The 19,582-nt window shown below is 47.0% G+C and carries 17 protein-coding genes; 6 read left to right on the top strand and 11 right to left on the bottom strand.

Annotated features, from left to right (window positions below):
• Window positions 1-20 precede the first annotated feature (20 nt).
• Window positions 21-1,781, bottom strand: a complete 1,761-nt coding sequence (locus AC58VC_RS25245) for a methyl-accepting chemotaxis protein (RefSeq protein ID WP_497372503.1) — start codon at window positions 1,779-1,781, stop codon at window positions 21-23.
• Window positions 1,782-1,991: 210 nt separating this feature from the next.
• On the opposite strand from AC58VC_RS25245, the gene AC58VC_RS25240 reads away from it, so the two are divergent.
• Window positions 1,992-2,909 (top strand): diacylglycerol/lipid kinase family protein, encoded by a 918-nt coding sequence (locus AC58VC_RS25240; RefSeq protein ID WP_497372501.1) that lies wholly within the window; start codon window positions 1,992-1,994, stop codon window positions 2,907-2,909.
• On the opposite strand, the gene lplT is transcribed toward AC58VC_RS25240, so the two are convergent.
• From lplT to AC58VC_RS25220, 4 genes are all read right to left on the bottom strand, one after another.
• Entirely contained in the window at window positions 2,906-4,075 is a 1,170-nt protein-coding gene (lplT, locus tag AC58VC_RS25235; RefSeq protein ID WP_497372499.1) for a lysophospholipid transporter LplT, read from the bottom strand. The genes AC58VC_RS25240 and lplT overlap by 4 nt on opposite strands.
• A 14-nt stretch (window positions 4,076-4,089) precedes the next feature.
• Complete coding sequence (locus AC58VC_RS25230; RefSeq protein ID WP_497372497.1) at window positions 4,090-6,249, bottom strand: AMP-binding protein; 2,160 nt, start codon at window positions 6,247-6,249, stop codon at window positions 4,090-4,092.
• 276 nt (window positions 6,250-6,525) lie between these two features.
• On the bottom strand, window positions 6,526-6,903 hold the full coding sequence (locus tag AC58VC_RS25225; protein ID WP_497372495.1) for a VOC family protein: 378 nt from the start codon (window positions 6,901-6,903) through the stop codon (window positions 6,526-6,528).
• Window positions 6,904-7,010: 107 nt separating this feature from the next.
• The gene (locus AC58VC_RS25220) at window positions 7,011-7,745 is read right to left on the bottom strand and encodes a glycerophosphodiester phosphodiesterase (protein WP_497372493.1); all 735 of its coding nucleotides are present in this window, start codon (window positions 7,743-7,745) and stop codon (window positions 7,011-7,013) included.
• 209 nt (window positions 7,746-7,954) lie between these two features.
• Here AC58VC_RS25220 and AC58VC_RS25215 point away from each other — a divergent pair, with 209 nt between their 5' ends.
• The 3 genes from AC58VC_RS25215 to AC58VC_RS25205 all read left to right on the top strand — a co-directional run bounded on the left by AC58VC_RS25215 (window position 7,955) and on the right by AC58VC_RS25205 (window position 11,192).
• Window positions 7,955-8,902: a carbohydrate ABC transporter permease gene (locus tag AC58VC_RS25215; RefSeq protein ID WP_497372491.1), complete on the top strand. Its 948-nt coding sequence runs from the start codon at window positions 7,955-7,957 to the stop codon at window positions 8,900-8,902.
• A complete protein-coding gene (locus tag AC58VC_RS25210; protein ID WP_497372481.1) occupies window positions 8,899-9,720 on the top strand; it encodes a carbohydrate ABC transporter permease in 822 nt (273 codons plus the stop codon). The genes AC58VC_RS25215 and AC58VC_RS25210 overlap by 4 nt, the downstream gene beginning before the upstream one ends.
• Before the next feature lie 86 nt (window positions 9,721-9,806).
• Complete coding sequence (locus AC58VC_RS25205; RefSeq protein ID WP_497372479.1) at window positions 9,807-11,192, top strand: ABC transporter substrate-binding protein; 1,386 nt, start codon at window positions 9,807-9,809, stop codon at window positions 11,190-11,192.
• Window positions 11,193-11,319: 127 nt separating this feature from the next.
• Here the strand turns inward: AC58VC_RS25205 and AC58VC_RS25200 are convergent, their stop codons facing one another.
• A complete protein-coding gene (locus AC58VC_RS25200) occupies window positions 11,320-11,448 on the bottom strand; it encodes a hypothetical protein (protein WP_497372477.1) in 129 nt (42 codons plus the stop codon).
• A gap of 25 nt (window positions 11,449-11,473) precedes the next feature.
• On the opposite strand from AC58VC_RS25200, the gene serC reads away from it, so the two are divergent.
• The gene (gene serC / locus AC58VC_RS25195; protein WP_497372475.1) at window positions 11,474-12,568 is read left to right on the top strand and encodes a 3-phosphoserine/phosphohydroxythreonine transaminase; all 1,095 of its coding nucleotides are present in this window, start codon (window positions 11,474-11,476) and stop codon (window positions 12,566-12,568) included.
• Between the two features lie 86 nt (window positions 12,569-12,654).
• On the opposite strand, the gene lpdA is transcribed toward serC, so the two are convergent.
• Genes lpdA through pdhA form a run of 4 tightly spaced genes read right to left on the bottom strand, consistent with a single transcriptional unit; the run spans window position 12,655 to window position 17,541 of the window.
• The gene (lpdA, locus tag AC58VC_RS25190) at window positions 12,655-14,070 is read right to left on the bottom strand and encodes a dihydrolipoyl dehydrogenase (RefSeq protein WP_497372473.1); all 1,416 of its coding nucleotides are present in this window, start codon (window positions 14,068-14,070) and stop codon (window positions 12,655-12,657) included.
• A 4-nt stretch (window positions 14,071-14,074) separates the two neighbouring features.
• Complete coding sequence (locus AC58VC_RS25185) at window positions 14,075-15,409, bottom strand: dihydrolipoamide acetyltransferase family protein (protein WP_497372471.1); 1,335 nt, start codon at window positions 15,407-15,409, stop codon at window positions 14,075-14,077.
• 32 nt (window positions 15,410-15,441) lie between these two features.
• On the bottom strand, window positions 15,442-16,422 hold the full coding sequence (locus AC58VC_RS25180; RefSeq protein ID WP_497372469.1) for an alpha-ketoacid dehydrogenase subunit beta: 981 nt from the start codon (window positions 16,420-16,422) through the stop codon (window positions 15,442-15,444).
• A 36-nt stretch (window positions 16,423-16,458) separates the two neighbouring features.
• Window positions 16,459-17,541, bottom strand: a complete 1,083-nt coding sequence (gene pdhA / locus AC58VC_RS25175; RefSeq protein WP_497372467.1) for a pyruvate dehydrogenase (acetyl-transferring) E1 component subunit alpha — start codon at window positions 17,539-17,541, stop codon at window positions 16,459-16,461.
• 263 nt (window positions 17,542-17,804) lie between these two features.
• Between pdhA and AC58VC_RS25170 the strand changes: the two genes are divergently transcribed.
• Window positions 17,805-18,536 carry an alpha/beta hydrolase gene (locus AC58VC_RS25170; RefSeq protein WP_497372465.1) on the top strand — a complete coding sequence of 244 codons (732 nt, stop codon included), beginning with the start codon at window positions 17,805-17,807 and terminating at the stop codon, window positions 18,534-18,536.
• A gap of 86 nt (window positions 18,537-18,622) precedes the next feature.
• Here the strand turns inward: AC58VC_RS25170 and AC58VC_RS25165 are convergent, their stop codons facing one another.
• Window positions 18,623-19,447, bottom strand: a complete 825-nt coding sequence (locus tag AC58VC_RS25165; RefSeq protein WP_497372463.1) for a lipoate--protein ligase family protein — start codon at window positions 19,445-19,447, stop codon at window positions 18,623-18,625.
• Window positions 19,448-19,582 lie beyond the last annotated feature (135 nt).

Raw genomic sequence — 19,582 nt, 5'->3', positions numbered from 1 at the left:
CCTAAGCCCGCGGTCCCAAACTACACCGTAAATTTCTGCAGCGAAATTTGCAGTTCCTCAGCTAGTCCTGCCAGCGACTTAGCCGAATTCTCGATTTCCTCCGTCGTGGACATCTGCTGCTGGCTGGCAGCGGACGTCTCCTGACTGACGGAAATGCCTGTTTCCGAGACGCTGCTGACAATGCCCATCACGCGCTCAATGCGCACATTGGCATCCACCAGCTGGTGAATGTTCTGATTCACATTCTCCACCTTCGCGTTGACTTCATCAACGGAAGTCTCGATGTGAATGAACGATTCTTGCGCCTCGCCGGAAATCGTTAATCCGGCTTGCACTTTGCCCGCTCCATCTTGCATGGAGCTTACCGCGTGATTGATCTGTCTCTGAATCGTAGAGACCAGATTCGTAATATTGCGCGCTGACGAAGCAGATTGCTCCGCAAGCTTACGCACTTCACCAGCAACAACCGCGAAGCCGCGGCCCGCTTCACCCGCACGTGCAGCTTCAATCGCCGCGTTTAGCGACAGCAAATTGGTTTGCGTGGAAATCTCATTGATGACATTCACAATCTCGCCAATTTTATGAGCATTTTTCCCTAATGCTTCAATGACGCTATTCACTTCTTGAACCGCTTCCGAAATCTCGCCCATCTGGCCTGCGATCGATACGACAGAACGTTTACCGTTCTGGGCGGCAGCCGTAGCTTGTCCAACAAGTTTGGCTACTTCTTGCGCAGATTCATCAATCAACTTCGTGCTTGTAAGCATTTGTTGCACAGCCTCATTCGCTTGATTCACACCCGCAAACTGCTTCTCAAAATCTTCCGACAGCTGCTGGCTCGATGACGCGACCTGTTTGGCAGCTTGCGAACTTTGCTCCGAGCTCGCTAGAAGCTCTTCCGAGCTTGCCGAAAGTGTCAGTGCGTTGTCAGCGATTTGCGACACCAAGCTACGAAGGCTCCCAGTCATAACGTTAAAGGAGCCCGTTAATTTACCGACTTCATCTTCATAGGGGTAATCCCCTTTGACGGAGAGATCTCCGCTGGCTGCTTTCTCCATATGCTCCTGCAATTTACGAATCGGAGTCGTAATAATCATATTGAGTGCCATTGCGTTCACAGTCATCACAACAATGGCGATAATTACCGTGAGAATGATGACCCAATGGGATGTTTTAGAATCGCTGCTGCTTGTTTTCTGGAAATTTTCAGCCGCAGTCTCCTTCAGCTTCACCAATTTATCGAGTGCTACAATGGTCTTGTCACCATGCGGAGAGACCTCATTGTTATAAACCTGATAGGCAACTTGATTATTCTTCGTAGCATGTTCGATCGTCATTGTGACGATTTCGCGGTACTTCTTATTCAGCTCTTCAAAATCCTTGAAAGCAGCCGTCTCTTCCTCCGTTAACCGGATTCCTGACAGTTTCGTAACAAGTTCCTGGTTCATAGCGCTGTTTTCATCAAGTTTAGCCTTCAGCTTACCTTTATATTTCACATCTACGGATAACATCATTTCGAGCAAATTCGATTCCGTTTCATTAAAATTCGTTTTTAGTTGATTAATCCATTTGACAGATAACAGACTTTCCTCGTACATTCTAGTAGAATTACCAGACATCTTATCCATGAAGTAATAACCCGTAATACCTACAATCAGAAGGAATAAAATAGCAATAGCGTTCATGAAAAGTAGTTTGTAACGTAGTTTAAGATTGCGAAGGACGGACAGATTGGCTTTCACATTTCTTGTGTTCTTTAGCTGATTCACATTCAAACTCATGTTGAATTTCAAAGTCCAGTTCTCCCCCCGACATGTAGATCCTCTAATAATGTTAGATTACCTTACATGGAAAATATTAATTTACCTATGGTTTATTTTACAAACATGTGCACGTTATGTAAAGACAAAATTCGCCAAAATACGTTTATTTATAGAACTTTTCTCCTAGTCAATTACTACCACTTTCATCTGTAGATCGGGGATATTCTTATGGAATTAATAGGCTTTATTGTGAATCCGCTTTCGGGTAATGGCAGAGGAGCTAACATCTGGAAGGAGATTGAAACGCATCTACAGATGAACCAAATTCCCTATGTCGCTAAAATAACGAAAAAAGCTGGCGAAGCCAAAGAGCTCACCATCTCTATCATTCCAGAACATTCGGTTAAGAAACTCATCATAATCGGAGGGGATGGAACGATCCATGAGGCCACCTGCGGGCTAGCACATTTGCAAAAAGAAGGAATTCACTGCAGCCTTGCCGTCATTCCAGCGGGAACTGGCAATGATTTTGCCAAAGCTTACTGCATTCCCAAAGAGCCGATTCAAGCACTGGGTATAGCCTTATCAGAGAAAAAGAAGGTGCAAATCGACCTCCTCCGCGGGCTTAATGAGCTCGTTGCCGTCAATAGCATAGGAGCCGGATTCGACGGCATGGTAGCCAAGCTAACGAATGAGTCCAGCTACAAAAAATATTTGAATCGCCTCGGACTTGGCAAACTGTCTTACTTTCTGACGATTCTTCGTGTATTCGCCACCTATCAACCTTGCACTGTCTGGTTAGAAGTGGATGGTGCCGTTCATGAGCTGCCTCATACGTGGCTGGCTGCAGTAGCCAATATTCCCTTTTATGGTGGCGCTATTCAAATATGCCCATCTGCCTCGCCTCACGACGGCATTGCTAATATCGTCATTATTCAAAGCAGAGGGCGCTTCCGGCTGTTACCTGTTCTGTTCACCGTGTATCAAGGCAAACACACGAATCATCCCGCTGTTTCATTTTATAAAGGGACATCGATTTCACTTCGCACACAAATACCTTTGCTTATTCAAGCGGATGGCGAGTACGCGGGGGCTACACCTCTGCAAATCAGCTTGGAGCCGGCATCTATCACCGTCATTTGCTAAACGGATAGTTTCAACCGCTCACGCTGTACAATCAAGTACACGACGAAACCAGCGAGGATACACGCAATCCCTGTAATCGACAGGTCCGGTGAAATCCCATCTTTGGATATTTGTGTATAGAGACCAACTCCGGCAAGCATCATCGCATTTTCCAGAAAATTTTGAACAGCAATCGTTTTCCCTGCGCCCACCATTCCCTGGCCTCGATCTTGCAGGACGGCATTCATAGGTACAATAAACACGCCGCCGCTGAATCCTACAAGAAGGAGCAGCCCTATTGTTATATACAAATTGGTGATAAGCGGGAACAGCAGAATACAGATGATCATGAGAATACCGAATATAAATGAATTATAATACCGTCTGGCTGGAACTAGCTTCGGCGTCATCAGTGCCCCAATCATGATTCCTACGCCAGTTACAGCAACAAGCATAGAGATCTGATCGATGGACTCGATGCCAAGATGAGCCGGCACCCACGCGATGATCGCCAACCGAACAACCGAAGACGTCATCCAGAATGAGCCAGTGCCAACAAGCGAGAAACGGGTGGCGCGGTCTTTCAACAAAGCACTCATGTCAGAAAGGAATGTTCTCGCTGCCTTCCCATAGCGAATCGTCCTATCTCCTTGCATCTTCGGCATTTGCAATGTTAATTGCAAAGATAACAAGTACAAGGCGAGGCAGGCGATCATCGAACCTGATAGCGATATTTTAGCCAAAATACCACCACAAACAGAACCAAGCAAAATCGCCATGATCGTATAACCTTCCATGCGCGCATTGGCTCGGAGCAGCTCATGATCGGAATGCGTAAGCGCAGGCAGAATACCATATTTGGCCGGTGAATACACTGCGGCGCCTATGCCGACGATCCCATAACTGACAGCTGGGTCCACATGAAGGAACATCGCGATAATACCGATGCTTTTGATGGCATTTCCGACGAGAAGAATGCGGGATTTGGAGTTTTTATCAGCTAGAGCACCGACAAAAGGCGCCAACAGGACGAAAGCAACTAGAAATGATGCTTGAACAACTCCGATGTAATAGTCGGGAAAAGCATTTTGTTTGATGATAGCCAGCGTAATGAAGAGAATCATATTATCGGCAAAAGCGGAAAGAAATTGGGTCAAGTTGAGCGTCTGAAGCGGTTTCATTTTCATATCATTTCTCTCCCTTAAGATGCATGATGCTCCTCTAGCGCAATTCGCTTAATGGTGACATAGTCTACTTTCCCGCTGCCGAGTAGCGGCAATTTCTCCACGTAGCGCAGCTCGGAAGGCATATAAATCCCCGGATGCCCTTTCTCTTTCATCGATTCTCTAAGAAGCTGAATCTGAGTACCTGCACTATTGTGGTACACCACAATCCGCTCTCCCTTTCGCGCATCTGGAACAGCAACGGCTGCGCACACCGTTTGAGCCGGCAAGCTGGACGCTACGAGCTCCTCGACCATCGGCAGCGATACCTTTTCCCCGCCAATCTTGGCAAAAGACTGCATCCTTCCTTGGATCGACAAATAACCTTCTTCATCGATTTGTACAATATCACCGCAGCTGTACCATTCCGGGCAAGGAACAAATCCCTGTCCATGGATCAAATATCCTTTCATCACATTAGGACCTTTGACAAGCAAATTACCCCCAAGCTCGATGCCGTCCACCTTCTCAATCCTCACCTGAATACCTGGCAACACACGGCCTACGGTTCCCTTTTTAACATACATAGGTGTGTTGAGCGAAATAACTGGCGCTGTCTCCGTCGTGCCGTAGCCTTCCAAAATTCGGATGCCAAATTTATCGGCCCAGGTTTGACGAACTTCCTCTTTCAGCTTCTCGGCGCCAGCCACGACATATTTCAACGAACAGGCGAAATCATAAGCATGCGCCGTTCTCGCGTAAGCAGATAGAAACGTTGACGTACCGAACAAGATCGTAATATTCCGATCGTACACAATCTCTGGAATCACTTTATAATGCAGAGGATTGGGATACATGACCACCTTCATGCCAGAAAGAACCGGCAGCATCGTGCCTGCTGTTAAACCGAACGAATGAAACATGGGCATCGCCCCAAGAAGAATATCCGCAGCATTGAAAGCAATCACAGCCTTGGCCTGCTGAATATTAGCAAAAATATTTCGATGGGTCAGAACAACCCCCTTTGGTTTACTCTCACTCCCTGACGTGAAGAGAACAACCTCATTTTCCCCATCCCCGACTGGCCCTTGCGCTTTCGTCAAGAAATGACGGATTCCTGCCCATTTATGTTTCAAAGCAATACTCTCTTTCACCTCTTCCAGATAGATAACCGAATAAACTCCGCTTGCACTATGGATAAAATCGGTTAACCCCGCCTTCTCGATAAAAGCTCGTGACGTGATAATCGTTTCCGCAGATACGGTTTCGCACGCGTCCAGCATGGCGTTTTTTCCTGCGGTATAATTCAAAATCGCCGGTGTAATGCCTAAGCGGAATAATGAAAATAAAGTGACGACATGCGCCGCCGCATTCGGCAGTAAGACAGCTGCGCGCTTCTGATTACCAAGCAGCTCCTTCAATCGCTCCGCCATCGTATAGGTTGTTAACAGCAGCTTGCGGTAGCTTATTGACGTATCCGATATCATGTCTTCACAAATAACTTTTGAAACTCCGTGCTGTTTGGCAGCAATGAGCAGCTCATTGAATAAATTAAGCTCCGGCTTCATTCGACTGTCCACCAAATGACTCTGCATTCGGCAGCCGATGAGATCTGTTGCCCGCTCCTTCTGAACTCTTCTCGTAAGTGTCTCATTCACAGGCACTTGAAAAGATTCCCCAATCGTGATGGTCACAGCCGGAAACCAAATCTGTTTCATTTTACCGCGAAGATACGAGAATTTGGAATGCTCCAGCCCGCTAATCGCGATCGGCACCATATGAGCTTGAGATCTCGATGCAATGTAACCGATGCCGCCATACACCTTCATCATGCTGCCTGTGGTCGATATACGCCCCTCCGGAAAAATGACTAGCGGCGTACCGCTCTGCACCGTTTTTAGCATTTTCCGTACGGAGTATGGGTTGAGTGGATCTACTGGAATATGTGTACGAAAATGGAGCGGCCACGCAAAACGTTTGGCCATTCGTGTATTCACGACAAAGGCCACTTCCTCGGGCAGGATCAACGCTAGCAGAACAGCGTCCAGCAAAGAAACATGGTTAGGTATGAGCACTGTTTTATCTGTAAAATTAAGCCGCTGCATCCCTTTCACTTTTACACGATAACAAGCTAGTATGACAGGACGCAGCAGTGGAAGCAGAAGCCTTAACAATACAATAAACAACCATTTGATCATGGTGACTCCTCCTAAGCGTTCGCATGACAAAGCTGAGAAAACCTTGGTAAAACCTATTAAGAATCCATTCCTTTATTGGGCTTCTCTTAATACCAGGTCATAATCCCATTGTATGCATTTGGTGCGATTCTGATAGTACTAACTTTCCCTAGTACTACTCACCAATCACTCGCTGGATTCGCGCTGCTGCAACCTTTGTTGCCCTCCTCTCCCCTTTAAATCTTATGAAAAAAAGGACCACAGCATCCGAATGCAGTGGTCCTTCTTGCGACTTATTCATTTCGTAACTTCGCTCGTTAATGCTAGTGTATTCCCCTCGGAGTCCCGGAAGAACGCCATCCAAACATCCATACTGCCCATTTTTGCAACAACATGAGGTTCGCTAATAAATGCAACACCTCGTTCGATGAAAGTTTCATACACCCGCTTAATGTCTTCCACCCTATAATAGATGACCGATCCAGGATGATTAAATTCTGGTTTTTCAGGAAGGCTGAGCATCAACCGAATACCATTGCAATCAAAAAAAGCCATTTGCCCTGCTTGAAACATAAATTTCATGCCTAAGGTGTCGCGATAAAAAACAACTGCCCTTTCAATATCCACAGCATTAACCGAAATTTGCCCTATTTGAGCTAAGATGTTCTCGTTCATACGATTCCCCTTCCAAACCGATATCCCCATATTCTACCATATTAATCTAAGGTGCAATAGAATATCCATCAGAATAGTGAATCGTAGCACTCGCGAGCGTCTACCGCTTACTCGCTTTTTAATAACTCCTTAAGCTTGGCTGGAAAGTCCGTAATAATGCCAGTAACGCCAGCATCGATCATCTTCTTAAAATCTCTCGTAACGTTCACAGTATAAGGATACGTGGCAAGTCCAGCCTCTGCCGCCGATACACCATCTTCTTTTTCAAAATGGTGATAATGAGGGTGCAAGGAATGCACCTCGACCCCGATTTGCTGTGCATAAGCAGCATGGTCAATCAGGTTGGCCGCATACAGCAGCCCTACTTTTACCTCAGGCTCAGCCAGCTTGATCCGCTTAATCACTTTGTGATCAAAGGAGGAAATCACCACGTCTTCCATTCTGCCGCTTTCACGCAAAAAGGCGAGCAGCGCCTTCTCCATCAGTCCTTCATACGCGTGCTTCACTTCCACATTGATGAGGGAACCACGTGGGACCATCTCAAAAACCTCCCGTAGAAGAGGCACTCTTTCCCCAATGAACGCATCGGAAAACCATGAGCCAGCATCGAGTTCTTTGATTTCATCCCAGTTTTTTTCGCAAATAAGGCCAGTACCATTCGTCGTGCGATCAAGTGTAGTATCATGACAAACGACAATTTCGCCGTCTTTCGTGAGGTGTACATCCAATTCAATACCTTCTGCCCCTTGCTCGAAAGCAAGTGCAAAAGATCTTAACGTATTTTCCGGTGCTTCCCCGGCTGCTCCTCTATGTCCTATTACAATCGGTTGATTTGTGCTCATTATACATAACACGCTCCTCACATCATTAACAGCTTATCCTCAAATTATAGTAGAGTAGGTCCGTTTTTGCCCAGTAGTTATTCGTAAATATTATGTAAACAAGCAGGTAAAATTCACAAATCATTTATACCTATTTAACATTGGTCAAATAACAGGGCGTTAAGCTAATAGAGATCGAACTAGTCTAATAATTTTGTGGAGGGCAATAAATGAGTACGCTGGATTCAACTGCTCCAAAAAAAATAACAACACGCACCGAGTTTCCTACCCGTTCCATCTTTTTATCGAAATGGTCGGAGACGCTACTTGGTTATATTTTCTTATTCCCGTCCCTGCTGATCTTTGGCATTTTCCTGTTTTATCCTTTGATTCAAACCTTTTATCTCAGCATGCACGAAACTGACCCTAGAGGCAGGGTAGCTTCCTTTGTAGGCTTTGATAACTTTACGGCTATTTTCACGTCAGAGAAGTTTTATAAAAGCTTAGAGGTCACAGGCTTATTCACCATTCTGACGGTACCAACCAGCATCGCCCTTGCGCTTCTGCTCGCAGCTCTCACACACAATCATCTAAAAGGGATGCGTTTCTTCCAATTCATATTCTCGCTCCCTGTCGTTCTGTCGGTAGGGACCTCCTCTGTCATATGGATGATGCTTTTTCATCCAAGTGTTGGCATGCTTAACTACCTGCTGCAACTTGTGGGCCTAGAGCCTGTTGCTTGGCTTACAGATCCACGATGGGCGCTGCTTTCCGTGTCCATGATGACCGTATGGATGAATCTCGGCTTCAATTACATCGTCCTGTTCAGCGGCCTGCAAGGTATTCCTGATGAAATCTACGATAGCGCAAAAATCGACGGATCCGGTCCAATTCGTACGTTTGTGCAAATTATTATGCCACTGCTTTCACCAACAGTGTTCTTCGTCACGATTGTATCGATCATCGGTGCTTTCCAGTCCTTCGGACAGATTCATATTCTTACCAAAGGCGGACCAATCAACTCCACCGATGTGCTCGTTTATAACTTGTATCAAGATGCTTTCATTAACTTCCGATTTGGGACTGGAAGCGCGCAGGCCCTTGTTCTGTTCACAATCATCCTGATTTTCACCTTTGTGCAATTCAAAGTGTTCGAAAGGAATGTGCATTATCAATGAACCGTCCCTTACAAAAAATTACCGTTTATATCCTGTTGGCCATTGCTGCCGCACTTGTGCTTTATCCGATCTTTTACACGTTTTCAGCCACTTTCATGACGCCTGATGAAGCTTCGGCTTATCCGCCGCGCTTCTTACCGAGCGGGTTCTATGTGGGAAGTATTCTAGCCGTCTTTCAACTCGTCCCCATCGGCACATTTATTACAAACAGCTTCATCGTCTCGCTGCTCATCATGATCGGGCAGTTGATGACCTCTTCGATGGCGGCATACGCTTTTGCCAATATCCGGTTTAAAGGAAAAGCGTTCATATTCTCATTGTTCATGGCGACGATGATGATTCCTTGGGAAGTCACGATCATTCCAAACTATTTAACGGTCAAAAAGTGGGACTGGCTAGATAGCTTGCAGGGCCTAACGGTTCCTTTCCTAGCGACAGCATTCGGTACCTTCCTGCTGCGCCAATTTTTCCTGCAGCTGCCCAAAGAATTATTCGAAGCAGCCCGTATCGACGGTTGTGGTCATATCCGCATCTTTTTCCGCATCGTTCTGCCTTTGGGAAGACCCGCGCTTGCTACACTAGCTGTCTATGCTTTCCTGAACGCATGGAACATGTACCTCTGGCCGCTGCTCATTACGAACAGTGAAGAAATGCGGACTGCACAAATCGGCATCGCCATGCTGCAATTTGAAGAATTAACCGTGTGGAACCTCGTTTTGGCAGGCGTAACCATCGTCCTTTTGCCATCGCTAATTCTGCTCATCCTTGGTTTAAAGCAGCTCGTTCGCGGACTCACCGCTGGGGCTGTGAAAGGGTAATCTTGTTGGCTGCTCTGCGCAGCTATTCAGCTGTGTCAGATTTCCATAAATAAAAATAAAGTTAAAAAAGGGAGAGAAACAAATCAATGAAATCCGTAAACATAAGAGTCACTGCACTAACAGCGACAGCAATCATGATGATGCTGGCAAGTGCATGCGGCAAAGCAGAAGTAACGCCAGCTAGCAGCACTGCACCAGCAAGTTCAGCAGCTGCTTCAACAGCACCAACGAAAGCCGCAGAACCTGTCAAAGTTATCTGGTGGCACTCCATGAGTGGCGAACTTGGCCAAGCAGTAGACAAACTAGTGGCAGATTTCAATGCTTCCCAGAAAGATGTACAAGTTGAGGCTGTCTTCCAAGGTACTTACGATGAAAGCTTGAACAAAATGAAAGCTTCCATGGATACCAAAAGCGGTCCATCCCTCATTCAAGTCTACGAAATCGGTTCCCGTTTCATGATCGATTCCAAGGCCATTACACCGGTTCAAAAATTCGTTGATGCCGATAAATTCGATCTTTCTCAGCTCGAAGAAAACATTTTGAATTACTACAAAGTTGACGGTAAATTGAATTCCATGCCTTTTAATACATCAAACCCAATTCTTTACTACAACAAAGACATGTTCAAAGCTGCTGGATTAGATCCAGAGAAGCCGCCAACAACGTACGAAGAAGTAGCAAAAGCCGCGCAAGCGTTAAGCAAAGACGGTAAAGCTGGCGGGTCCTTCGCCATTTACGGTTGGTTCATGGAGCAATTCTTCGCTGGACAAGGTACAGATTTCTTGAACAATGGAAATGGACGTACAGCAGCAGCTACGGAAACTCTTCTCAACAATGAAGCAGGCGTCAAAACGTTGACTTGGTGGAAGGGAATGGTCGATAACAAGTCCCTCATGAATCTTGGTCGCAAAACCGATGATACGAAAAAGGCTTTCCTCGCCGGTCAAGTTGCGATGACACTTGATTCTACAGCATCTTTACGTGGTATTGTTACAGGTGCGGAAGGCAAATTCCAAGTTGGAACAAGCGTTATGCCTAAACCTGCTGATGCCAAAGACGGCGGTGTCGTTGTTGGGGGCGCAAGTCTCTATATCCTGAACAACAAATCCGAAGCTGAACAAAAAGGCGCTTGGGAGTTCATCAAATTCTTGACGACTCCAAAAACGCAAGCTTGGTGGAACGTTAACACGGGGTACTTCCCAATTACGAAAAAAGCTTATGATGAGCAACTTATCAAAGATAACTTAGCGAAATACCCGCAATTCCAAACGGCAATCGACCAACTTCACAACACGAAAGCAAACACAGCAACGCAAGGTGCGGTCATGGGTGTTTTCCCTGAAGCTCGTCAACTCGTTGAAACTGCCATTGAAGAAGCGCTCACTGGTAAAAAATCACCAAAAGATGCCTTGGATGCAGCTTCAAAAAGCATCGCTGAGAAGCTTGCCGCTTATAACAAAACAGTAAAATAAAGCATTGACCTTTTCAATCTAGAAGCATATACTTTTATTCAACTTCTATATTCGATCGTGCCTATGATGAGAATCCAACTCGGAGGCGTTATCGCCAAGTATGCTCCTAGCTTAGGGTCATGCTAAGTTAACCGGCACCGCCCGTTACCGCGGAACCAAGTGGAGAAGCATTCACGTAATGTTTCTTAAATTGGGTGGCACCGCGAGCAAACGCTCCTCGTCCCAATCGGATGAGGAGCGTTTTTTTGTTGGCCAAAAATCGGTTACGGGAGGAAACACACATGAACTTAACAAAACGCAGGTACAATTTTAATCCAGGTCCAGCTGCACTTCCTTTAGACGTTCTAGAAGAAGCTCAGCAGCAATTTATCGATTACGATGGCAAAGGAATTTCGCTGCTCGAAATGTCGCATAGAAGCCGGACAGTTGAGGAAATAAATCACGAAACTCAGCTCCTCCTGCTCTCACTGCTGGATTTACCTAATGGATATGAAGTACTTTTCATGGGCGGTGGGGCAAGCACGCAGTTCGCTCTCCTTCCGATGAATTTCTTACAGCTTCATCTTTCAGCTAATTATGTTTTAACTGGCAGCTTTGCTGAAAAAGCTTATAAAGAAGCTGCCTATCTAGGTCGCACCCACGTCGCGGCAAGCTCCAAAGAGCAAGCTTGGCGCGGCATTCCTGTCTGGGATACAAAGGATCTCAGCCCAGACGCTGCCTACGTGCATATCACCATGAACAATACCATCGAAGGATCGCGTTATGCCGAGATTCCCGAAGTCGGCGATATCCCTTTGGTTGGCGATATGACTAGCGAAATCCTCAGCCGCAAACTGGATCTTCAGAAGTTCTCGATGATTTATGCCGGTGCTCAGAAGAATCTTGGACCTGCTGGTGTCACGGTTGTCATTATCCGCGAAAGCTGGCTGGAGCAGGCTTCCAAGGAGATTCCGGAAATCATGCGCTACAGCACATTTGCCAAAAATAAATCCCTGTTCAACACGCCTCCGGTCCACGCCATTTATATGACTAATCTCGTGCTCAAATGGGCGCAAAAGCAAGGTGGCGTGGAACAATTAGAACGCCATAATCTTGTAAAAGCCGGTCTCATTTATGAGGTTATTGATAAGAGCGGCGGTTTCTATCAAGGGATTATTGATGCAAAAGACCGTTCTCCCATGAATATCACTTGGCGTATGGCAAATGAAGAGCTTGAACGCCGTTTTATCTTGGAATCCGAGACTCACGGCTTCGAGGGTTTGGCTGGTCACCGCAGCGTCGGCGGTCTCCGCGCTTCCGCCTATAATGCGGTCCCTTATGAAGCTTGCCAAGCTTTAGCTGAGTTCATGCATGATTTTGCCCGCAGGAACGGTTAAAACAAATAAAAGAGTCCCGTAGAGCGGCTTGCGCCATGCTCTCGGGACTTTTTATCTAAAGGTATTGGAAACCGCTCTAATGAAGCTTATTTACCTAGTTGGTGAATGGGGTGTCCAAGCGCGCCTTCAGCTGCATCCATGATCATTTCTGTCAATGTTGGATGTGCGTGAATCGTAAGCGCGATATCTTCCAGGTTAGCACCCATCTCAACAGCAAGAGCAAGCTCGCCAATTAAGTTTGATGCTTCTGGACCAACAATTTGACCACCAAGCAATTGGCCTGTTTCTTTGTCGCCTACAAGCTTCACGAAACCTTGTCCTGCGTTCAAAGAGTTAGCGCGGCCATTAGCTGCGTAAGGGAACTTACCGATCGTAACGTTGATGCCTTTTTCTTTTGCTTCTGTTTCGCTCAAACCAACACCAGCAATTTCTGGATCGGAGAACACAACAGCAGGGATCGCTTTGTAGTCAACGATGCTAGGGTGACCTGCGATAGCTTCAGCTGCCACTTTTGCTTCATAAGAAGCTTTGTGAGCTAGAGAAAGACCAGGTACCACGTCACCAATCGCAAAGATATGCGGGATGCTTGTTCTACCTTGGTTATCCACTTCGATCAAACCACGGTCCGTCAATTTCATGTTAATCAGATCAAGACCAAGCTCGCCATCTGTGTTTGGACGACGGCCAACTGTTACAAGTACGTAATCAGCTGTTACTTGTTTCTCTTCGCCTTTAACAGTGAAAGTTACGGTTACGTCGTTCTCTGTTTTTGTGCAGGATTGTGCTAGCGCTTCTGTATGAACCTCAACGCCAACTTTCTCCAGGTTGCGTGCTACAAGCTTCGTCAGTTCTTTCTCGAAGCCTGGCAGTACGTGATCTGATCCTTCCAAAACAGTTACTTTGGTACCGAACTTCGCGTAAGTTTGACCAAGCTCGATTCCGATGTAGCCGCCGCCGATAACGATCATGCTTTTCGGAACTTCAGGCAAGTTCAAAGCTTCCGTGGAAGAAATAATTCTTCCGCCGTAAGGGAATGCTTTCAGCTCAATCGGACGGGAACCCGTCGCGATAATACAGTGCTTAAAGCGGTAGCGCGGAGCTTCTGCATCATTGAACACACGTGCTTCGTGCTCGTTGATGAACATAACTTCGCCTTGGAACGTTTGAATTTTGTTGCCTTTGAGCAGCGCGCCAACGCCGCCCGTTTGTTTAGCAACAATGCTGTTTTTCCAAGCTTGTACCTTTGCAAAGTCCACTTTCACGTTCTCTACAGAGATACCCATACTGTCAGCGTGCTGCGCATGCTCATAGGTATGAGCAGCGGAGATCAACGCTTTGGAAGGGATACAGCCGCGGTTCAAGCAGACGCCGCCCCACTCCGATTTATCTACAATAAGTACACTTTGACCAAGTTGAGCTGCGCGAATGGCAGCAACGTAACCACCTGGTCCTGCACCTATGACTAGCAAGTCAATATCAAGAGAAGCATCTCCCACTACCATGTTGTTACACCTCCAAGACGAGAAGCTCTGGATCAGCCAGAAGCTGTTTGATGTAGTTCAAGAAGCTTTGCGCTGTCGCTCCGTCTACGATACGGTGATCGAAACTTAAGGAAAGAGCCATAACCGATGCTGCAACGATTTGACCGTTTTTCACGACAGGTTTTTCAGTAATACGGCCAGCACCCAGGATCGCAACTTCAGGGAAGTTGATAACCGGCGTGAAGAACATACCGCCTACAGAACCAATGTTCGTAATGGAGATCGTGCCGCCCTTCATCTCGTTCGGAGACAATTTGCCATCGCGTCCGCGAGTAGCCAAGTCTTTGATGGAAGAAGCGATCGACCATACATTTTTGCGGTCTGCATCATGGATAACAGGTACGAGCAAGCCGTTGTCTGTATCTGTTGCGATACCGATGTTGTAGTACTTTTTGTAGACAATTTCTTGTTTCTCTTCGTCGATCATCGCGTTCAACGCTGGGAATTGACGGCAAGCCGCTACCAATGCTTTCACAATGAAAGGAAGGTAAGTCAACTTCACGCCTTTTTTCTCAGCAAGAGGCTTCGTGCGCTCACGCAAAGCAACTAATGCGCTCACGTCGATTTCGTCCATCAGTGTCACGTGCGGTGCCGTGTACACGGATTTCACCATCGCGTTCGCGATCACTTTCCGGATTCCTTTGAACGGAACCCGCTCTTCTACGCGATCGCCCACAGCAACCTGCGTGCTAGCCGCAGGTGCTGCGCTGCCAGCTGCTTCCGCTGCAGCTGGCTCTGTTGCTGCCGGAGTTGCGGCGTTGCCGGCTCCGTTAAACCCAAGCACGTCCTCGCGTGTTACGCGGCCGTGCTTGCCAGTAGGCTTCACCTCTGCGAGTGTGATGCCTTTTTCTCTTGCTAGCTTGCGCACGCTAGGCGTCGCAAGCACTTCAAGGCCGCCGCCAGCGCTTGGCGCGGCTGGTGCCGGTGTTGCAGCAACTGCTGCAGGCGCTGCTGCAGGAGCCTCTGCTACGGCTACCGCTGTAGCAGCAGGTGTCGCTGCGGCAGCAGGCGCAGCGTTGTTGGAGCTGCCGTGATGCATGGACTCAGCCGGCATCTCGCCTGTTACTTCGATTGTCATCACGAGCTCGCCAATCGTACAGGTTTGTCCGTCTTTTACAGCGACGCTAACGACTTTACCTTCTACTGGACAAGGAACTTCAACAACTGCTTTGTCGTTCTGTACTTCCATAAGAATTGTTTCGTCTGTTACGGTGTCACCCGCTTTTACGAGCATCTTAACGATTTCGCCTTCATGTATGCCTTCTCCAAGCTCTGGGAACTTGTATTCAAACAATGCCACGTGTACTACCTCCTGTTACCTTCGACTGTGAATTAGAATTCGAGTACTTGTTTAATACCGGCAATAACACTTGCAGGGCTAGGCAACCAAGCATCTTCGATTTGTGCGAACGGATAAACGGTATCCGGAGGCGCAATACGCAGAACTGGAGCTTCCAAGTGAAGAATTGCTTTTTCATTAATTTGAGCAATAACCTCTGCGGCTACTCCAGAAGTTTTTTGCGCTTCTTGTACGATAATTGCACGGTTCGTTTTCTTGATTGAAGTGACAATCGTGTCGATATCAAGCGGAAGCAGGGTACGAAGGTCGATAACTTCAACTTTCACGCCTTGCGTTTTCTCGATCTCTTCTGCGGCTTTCACAGATGTGTGAACCATTGCGCCGTAAGTGATGATCGTTACGTCAGAACCTTCACGAACAACGTTCGCTTTACCAAGCTCAATCGTGTATTCACCTTCTGGTACTTCTGCGCGGAATGCGCGGTATAAGTTCAGATGCTCCATGAAGAAGACAGGGTCATTATCGCGAATCGCAGAAATGAGCAAGCCCTTCGCATCATAAGGGTTGGAAGGAACAACAACTTTAATCCCCGGAGTTTGCACCAATAGACCTTCAAGTGCATCCGTGTGAAGCTCAGCCGCTTTAACTCCGCCGCCGTAAGGTGTACGGAATACGATAGGTGCGTTGTAACGACCGCCGGAGCGGTAACGCATACGAGCTGCTTGCACGCAAATTTGGTCAAGCGCTTCGTAAATAAAACCTACGAATTGAATCTCAGCGATTGGACGGAAGCCTTGAACGCCAAGACCTACAGCAAGTCCGCCGATTGCAGACTCAGCAAGAGGCGTATCAAATACGCGCTCTTCGCCGAATTCTTTTTGTAAACCTTCTGTAGCACGGAATACGCCACCAACATGGCCAACGTCTTCGCCGAACAAAATTACATTTGGATCTCTTTCCAGTTCAACGCGCATTGCGTCTTTAATCGCTTGAATCATCGTCATTTGTGCCATGACTTCTCCGTGCCTCCTAAGAGTTTTTGCCAGATTTTATTTATACGCTTGTTTCTGTTCTTCGAGATGGGAAGGTGTAACTTCGAACATGGAATCGATTAAGCCCGGAACTGTCATTTTCTCAGTTTCCTCAGCTTTTTTAATGTGCTCAGCAACAGTTGCTTTTGCTTCTTCTTTCACTTTAGCCTCTTCTTCTTCGCTCCATAGACCTTTTTTGGTCAGGAAAATACGCATACGCGTAAGCGGATCTTTAGGCTCCCAATCGGATTCCTCATCTTTGGTACGGTATTTCGTCGTATCATCGGCTAAGGAATGCGGACGGTAACGGTATGTCAAAGCCTCAATCAATGTAGCGCCTTCGCCTTTGCGGCCTCTTTCAGCAGCTTCGGACACAGCTTGAACAACAGCCAGAACGTCCATTCCATCTACTTGCACGCCTTTGATACCTGCTGCAAGTGCTTTATGAGCAACAGAAAGTGCTCCAGTTTGCTTGGAGTAAGGCGTTGTGATCGCATAACCATTGTTTTGTACAAAATAAATGGCAGGCAGCTTGAATGCTCCTGCAAAGTTCATTCCTTCGTAGAAATCTCCTTCGGAGCTTCCTCCGTCCCCTGTGTACGTAATCGCTACACGCGGTTGGTTACGTTTCTTGAACGCCATAGCAACACCAGTTGCGTGCAGAATTTGTGCACCAATGATGATTTGCGGCATAAGAACGTGAACATCTTGCGGAATTTGTCCGCCATGTTGATGTCCGCGGGAGTATAGGAATGCTTGGTAAAGCGGAAGTCCGTGCCATACGAGCTGCGGCATATCGCGGTAACCCGGGCAAATAAAGTCATCTTTATTTAATGCAAATTCACTACCGATCATGGAAGCTTCTTGTCCGGATACCGGCGCATAGAAACCAAGACGTCCTTGACGACCGAGATTTACAGCTCTTTCGTCCCAAACACGTGTGAATACCATTCTTCTCATTAACTCTCTTAATTGGTCATCGCTAAGTTTAGGCATTTTGTCGGGATTTACAATTGTGCCGTCTGGAGCCAGTACTTGTAAAGGCTCAACCTTCTCTGTGGTCACTTCGTAATTTACTTGGCTGACAAGTGGCTTACTCATACCATTTCACCTCTTATATGATTTTGATGCCTGCTAGCTACACTTCTGTTATAGTATTATTATAAACCTGTTTTTGTGAATTGTACACCGCTATCCTTATGATATATGACCTTTTTTCGCGGAAGCGAATAGTACAGTTTAGGAAAATATATAATACAGTTAACATGAAATTAACAACTGATATAATACACCTTACCCAGATCTTTTCCAATTCACGCTTCACATACCACTTTTCCCCATTAGGATACAAAGGAGAATACGCGATGTCTGATGACGCTCGTTACTACCAAAGAACCATTGTGAAAGATGAACTCACCTCTGTCCTGCTTCAAGAAACACGCCCGCTTCGCATTTATTTGCCTCCCGGTTATAACGAGCTGCTCTCCTACCCAGTTATTTATTGCCAAGATGGCGAGCAATTCTTTAATTTCGGGCGCATTGCCACAACGATTACCCGCTGCATTTTGGATGAAGACCTGGAGCCAGCCATTGTGGTAGGTGTGGATGTGAACGCGGCTAATCGCACGTCCGAATATGCGCCGGAAGGTGAGCGTCATGACGCTTACTGCCGCTTTTTCGCGGAGGAGCTGCTCCCTTATGTGGAAAGCCGCTATCCTGTACGTACGGAGCGCAGTGAACGCATTGTCGCAGGTGATTCCCTCGGTGGGACCGTTTCCTTGCATCTCGCCTTAGATTATCCTAGCCTTTTTTGCCGCGTTATATCCTTATCTGGCGCATTTTTCGACATTACCCGCGAACGCCTTAAAGCGGAAGACGATTTATCTTGGCTTGAAATGTATATGTTGATTGGCTTGGATGAAACGGATGTCAAAACAGAACGAGGAACCTTTGACTTCGTCAGAGAAAATCGTTTGGCCAAAGAGGATCTGGAAAGAAAAAATGCGGTGCTTCATTATATCGAGAAACCTGGCAAGCATTTGTGGGGATTCTGGCAAGGGGAACTGAGCGCGGCGCTGCATTATTTTCTGGGGTAAAGTTGAGCGAGCCATCCCATCCTCCGCCGCCGTATTAGACAAAAAACGGCCCTGCTTGCGTCAGATGACGAAGTCAGACCGTTTTTTTAATTTTTGATCGCGTATCGCTCTTTCATCAGGTTCACCATGTCGCCAATCTGGCCATCCGTCGGATACCCTGGAATTGCTTCGGGACTCAACACTTGCAGCCCTCTGGCAACCATGACTTCAACTAAGTTCGCAGTAAATTGCTCTGCTGTTAACGGAATGTTCAAGCAATCTGCTAGACTTGCCATGCTCCCTGGTGCCACGTCAGGATACTGGCCTGGATCAGCAGATACAGCCGCGCGCTCGTAGAAGCCCCTAGCCAGCGCTGCCCTAGCCTCGCCATCACCATCGACGATAATAAACGCTTGGACTGATATAGCAAGCCGCTGTCTGCGCTGTGCGATCCCACAGAACTTACGACCGCCTACACTTAAGTCGAACTCTCCCGGACAAAAGGACCCCATCACCTCGCCTTGATCGATATGATCGGTAAGTTTGCTCATCACGTCGCGGATCAGGGTAACCATCGCTTCAAAATCCTTGCGATGCTCCATATCCCCCGCCTCTTTGGGCAGCAGTAAAGAGACATTTACAACACTCAGATCCAGCGGAACCGCTGCGCCCCCTGAATTTCTTACAGCCGTATCGTACCCTTGATCGAGTAACCATTGGTTAGCCAGTGCCGCTTCCGGGAGCCTACTATCTCTAAGTCCCATGACAAAAGCTCGCGGGTGCCGCCAAATGTGGAGGATCGGAGGTGCCATTTTACCAATGGATCGGCACAAAAGTTCTTCCAGCGCAAAAGCATATAGAATAGATCTTTCGTTCGTTTCCTGGGTTCGGTCAAGAATGACCATGGAAGAGGAAAGTGGTGTATTCGTCATTAAAATATTCTCCTGAGCCTGCTATTTAAGTCCGTCTTCCGAATTGTAAGCGAATCTAGCGTAAGCCGCAATGTAAAAAATCGGTGTATTTCGCCAAAAAACATCAAAATTTAGGATACAATTCGAAGGAATTCC

It is taken from the genome of Paenibacillus sp. J22R67 (assembly GCF_059692175.1).
Note: the sequence above shows the minus strand (reverse complement) of the source record. Positions and strands in the feature narration are given on the sequence as shown.

Excerpts from the sequence above, each read along its gene's own strand:
- AC58VC_RS25245 (WP_497372503.1), bottom strand. The coding sequence starts at position 1,781 with ATGAGTTTGAATGTGAATCAGCTAAAGAACACAAGAAATGTGAAAGCC.
- AC58VC_RS25240 (WP_497372501.1), top strand. The coding sequence starts at position 1,992 with ATGGAATTAATAGGCTTTATTGTGAATCCGCTTTCGGGTAATGGCAGA.
- lplT (WP_497372499.1), bottom strand. The coding sequence starts at position 4,075 with ATGAAAATGAAACCGCTTCAGACGCTCAACTTGACCCAATTTCTTTCC.
- AC58VC_RS25230 (WP_497372497.1), bottom strand. The coding sequence starts at position 6,249 with ATGATCAAATGGTTGTTTATTGTATTGTTAAGGCTTCTGCTTCCACTG.
- AC58VC_RS25225 (WP_497372495.1), bottom strand. The coding sequence starts at position 6,903 with ATGAACGAGAACATCTTAGCTCAAATAGGGCAAATTTCGGTTAATGCT.
- AC58VC_RS25220 (WP_497372493.1), bottom strand. The coding sequence starts at position 7,745 with ATGAGCACAAATCAACCGATTGTAATAGGACATAGAGGAGCAGCCGGG.
- AC58VC_RS25215 (WP_497372491.1), top strand. The coding sequence starts at position 7,955 with ATGAGTACGCTGGATTCAACTGCTCCAAAAAAAATAACAACACGCACC.
- AC58VC_RS25210 (WP_497372481.1), top strand. The coding sequence starts at position 8,899 with ATGAACCGTCCCTTACAAAAAATTACCGTTTATATCCTGTTGGCCATT.
- AC58VC_RS25205 (WP_497372479.1), top strand. The coding sequence starts at position 9,807 with ATGAAATCCGTAAACATAAGAGTCACTGCACTAACAGCGACAGCAATC.
- serC (WP_497372475.1), top strand. The coding sequence starts at position 11,474 with ATGAACTTAACAAAACGCAGGTACAATTTTAATCCAGGTCCAGCTGCA.
- lpdA (WP_497372473.1), bottom strand. The coding sequence starts at position 14,070 with ATGGTAGTGGGAGATGCTTCTCTTGATATTGACTTGCTAGTCATAGGT.
- AC58VC_RS25180 (WP_497372469.1), bottom strand. The coding sequence starts at position 16,422 with ATGGCACAAATGACGATGATTCAAGCGATTAAAGACGCAATGCGCGTT.
- pdhA (WP_497372467.1), bottom strand. The coding sequence starts at position 17,541 with ATGAGTAAGCCACTTGTCAGCCAAGTAAATTACGAAGTGACCACAGAG.
- AC58VC_RS25170 (WP_497372465.1), top strand. The coding sequence starts at position 17,805 with ATGTCTGATGACGCTCGTTACTACCAAAGAACCATTGTGAAAGATGAA.
- AC58VC_RS25165 (WP_497372463.1), bottom strand. The coding sequence starts at position 19,447 with ATGACGAATACACCACTTTCCTCTTCCATGGTCATTCTTGACCGAACC.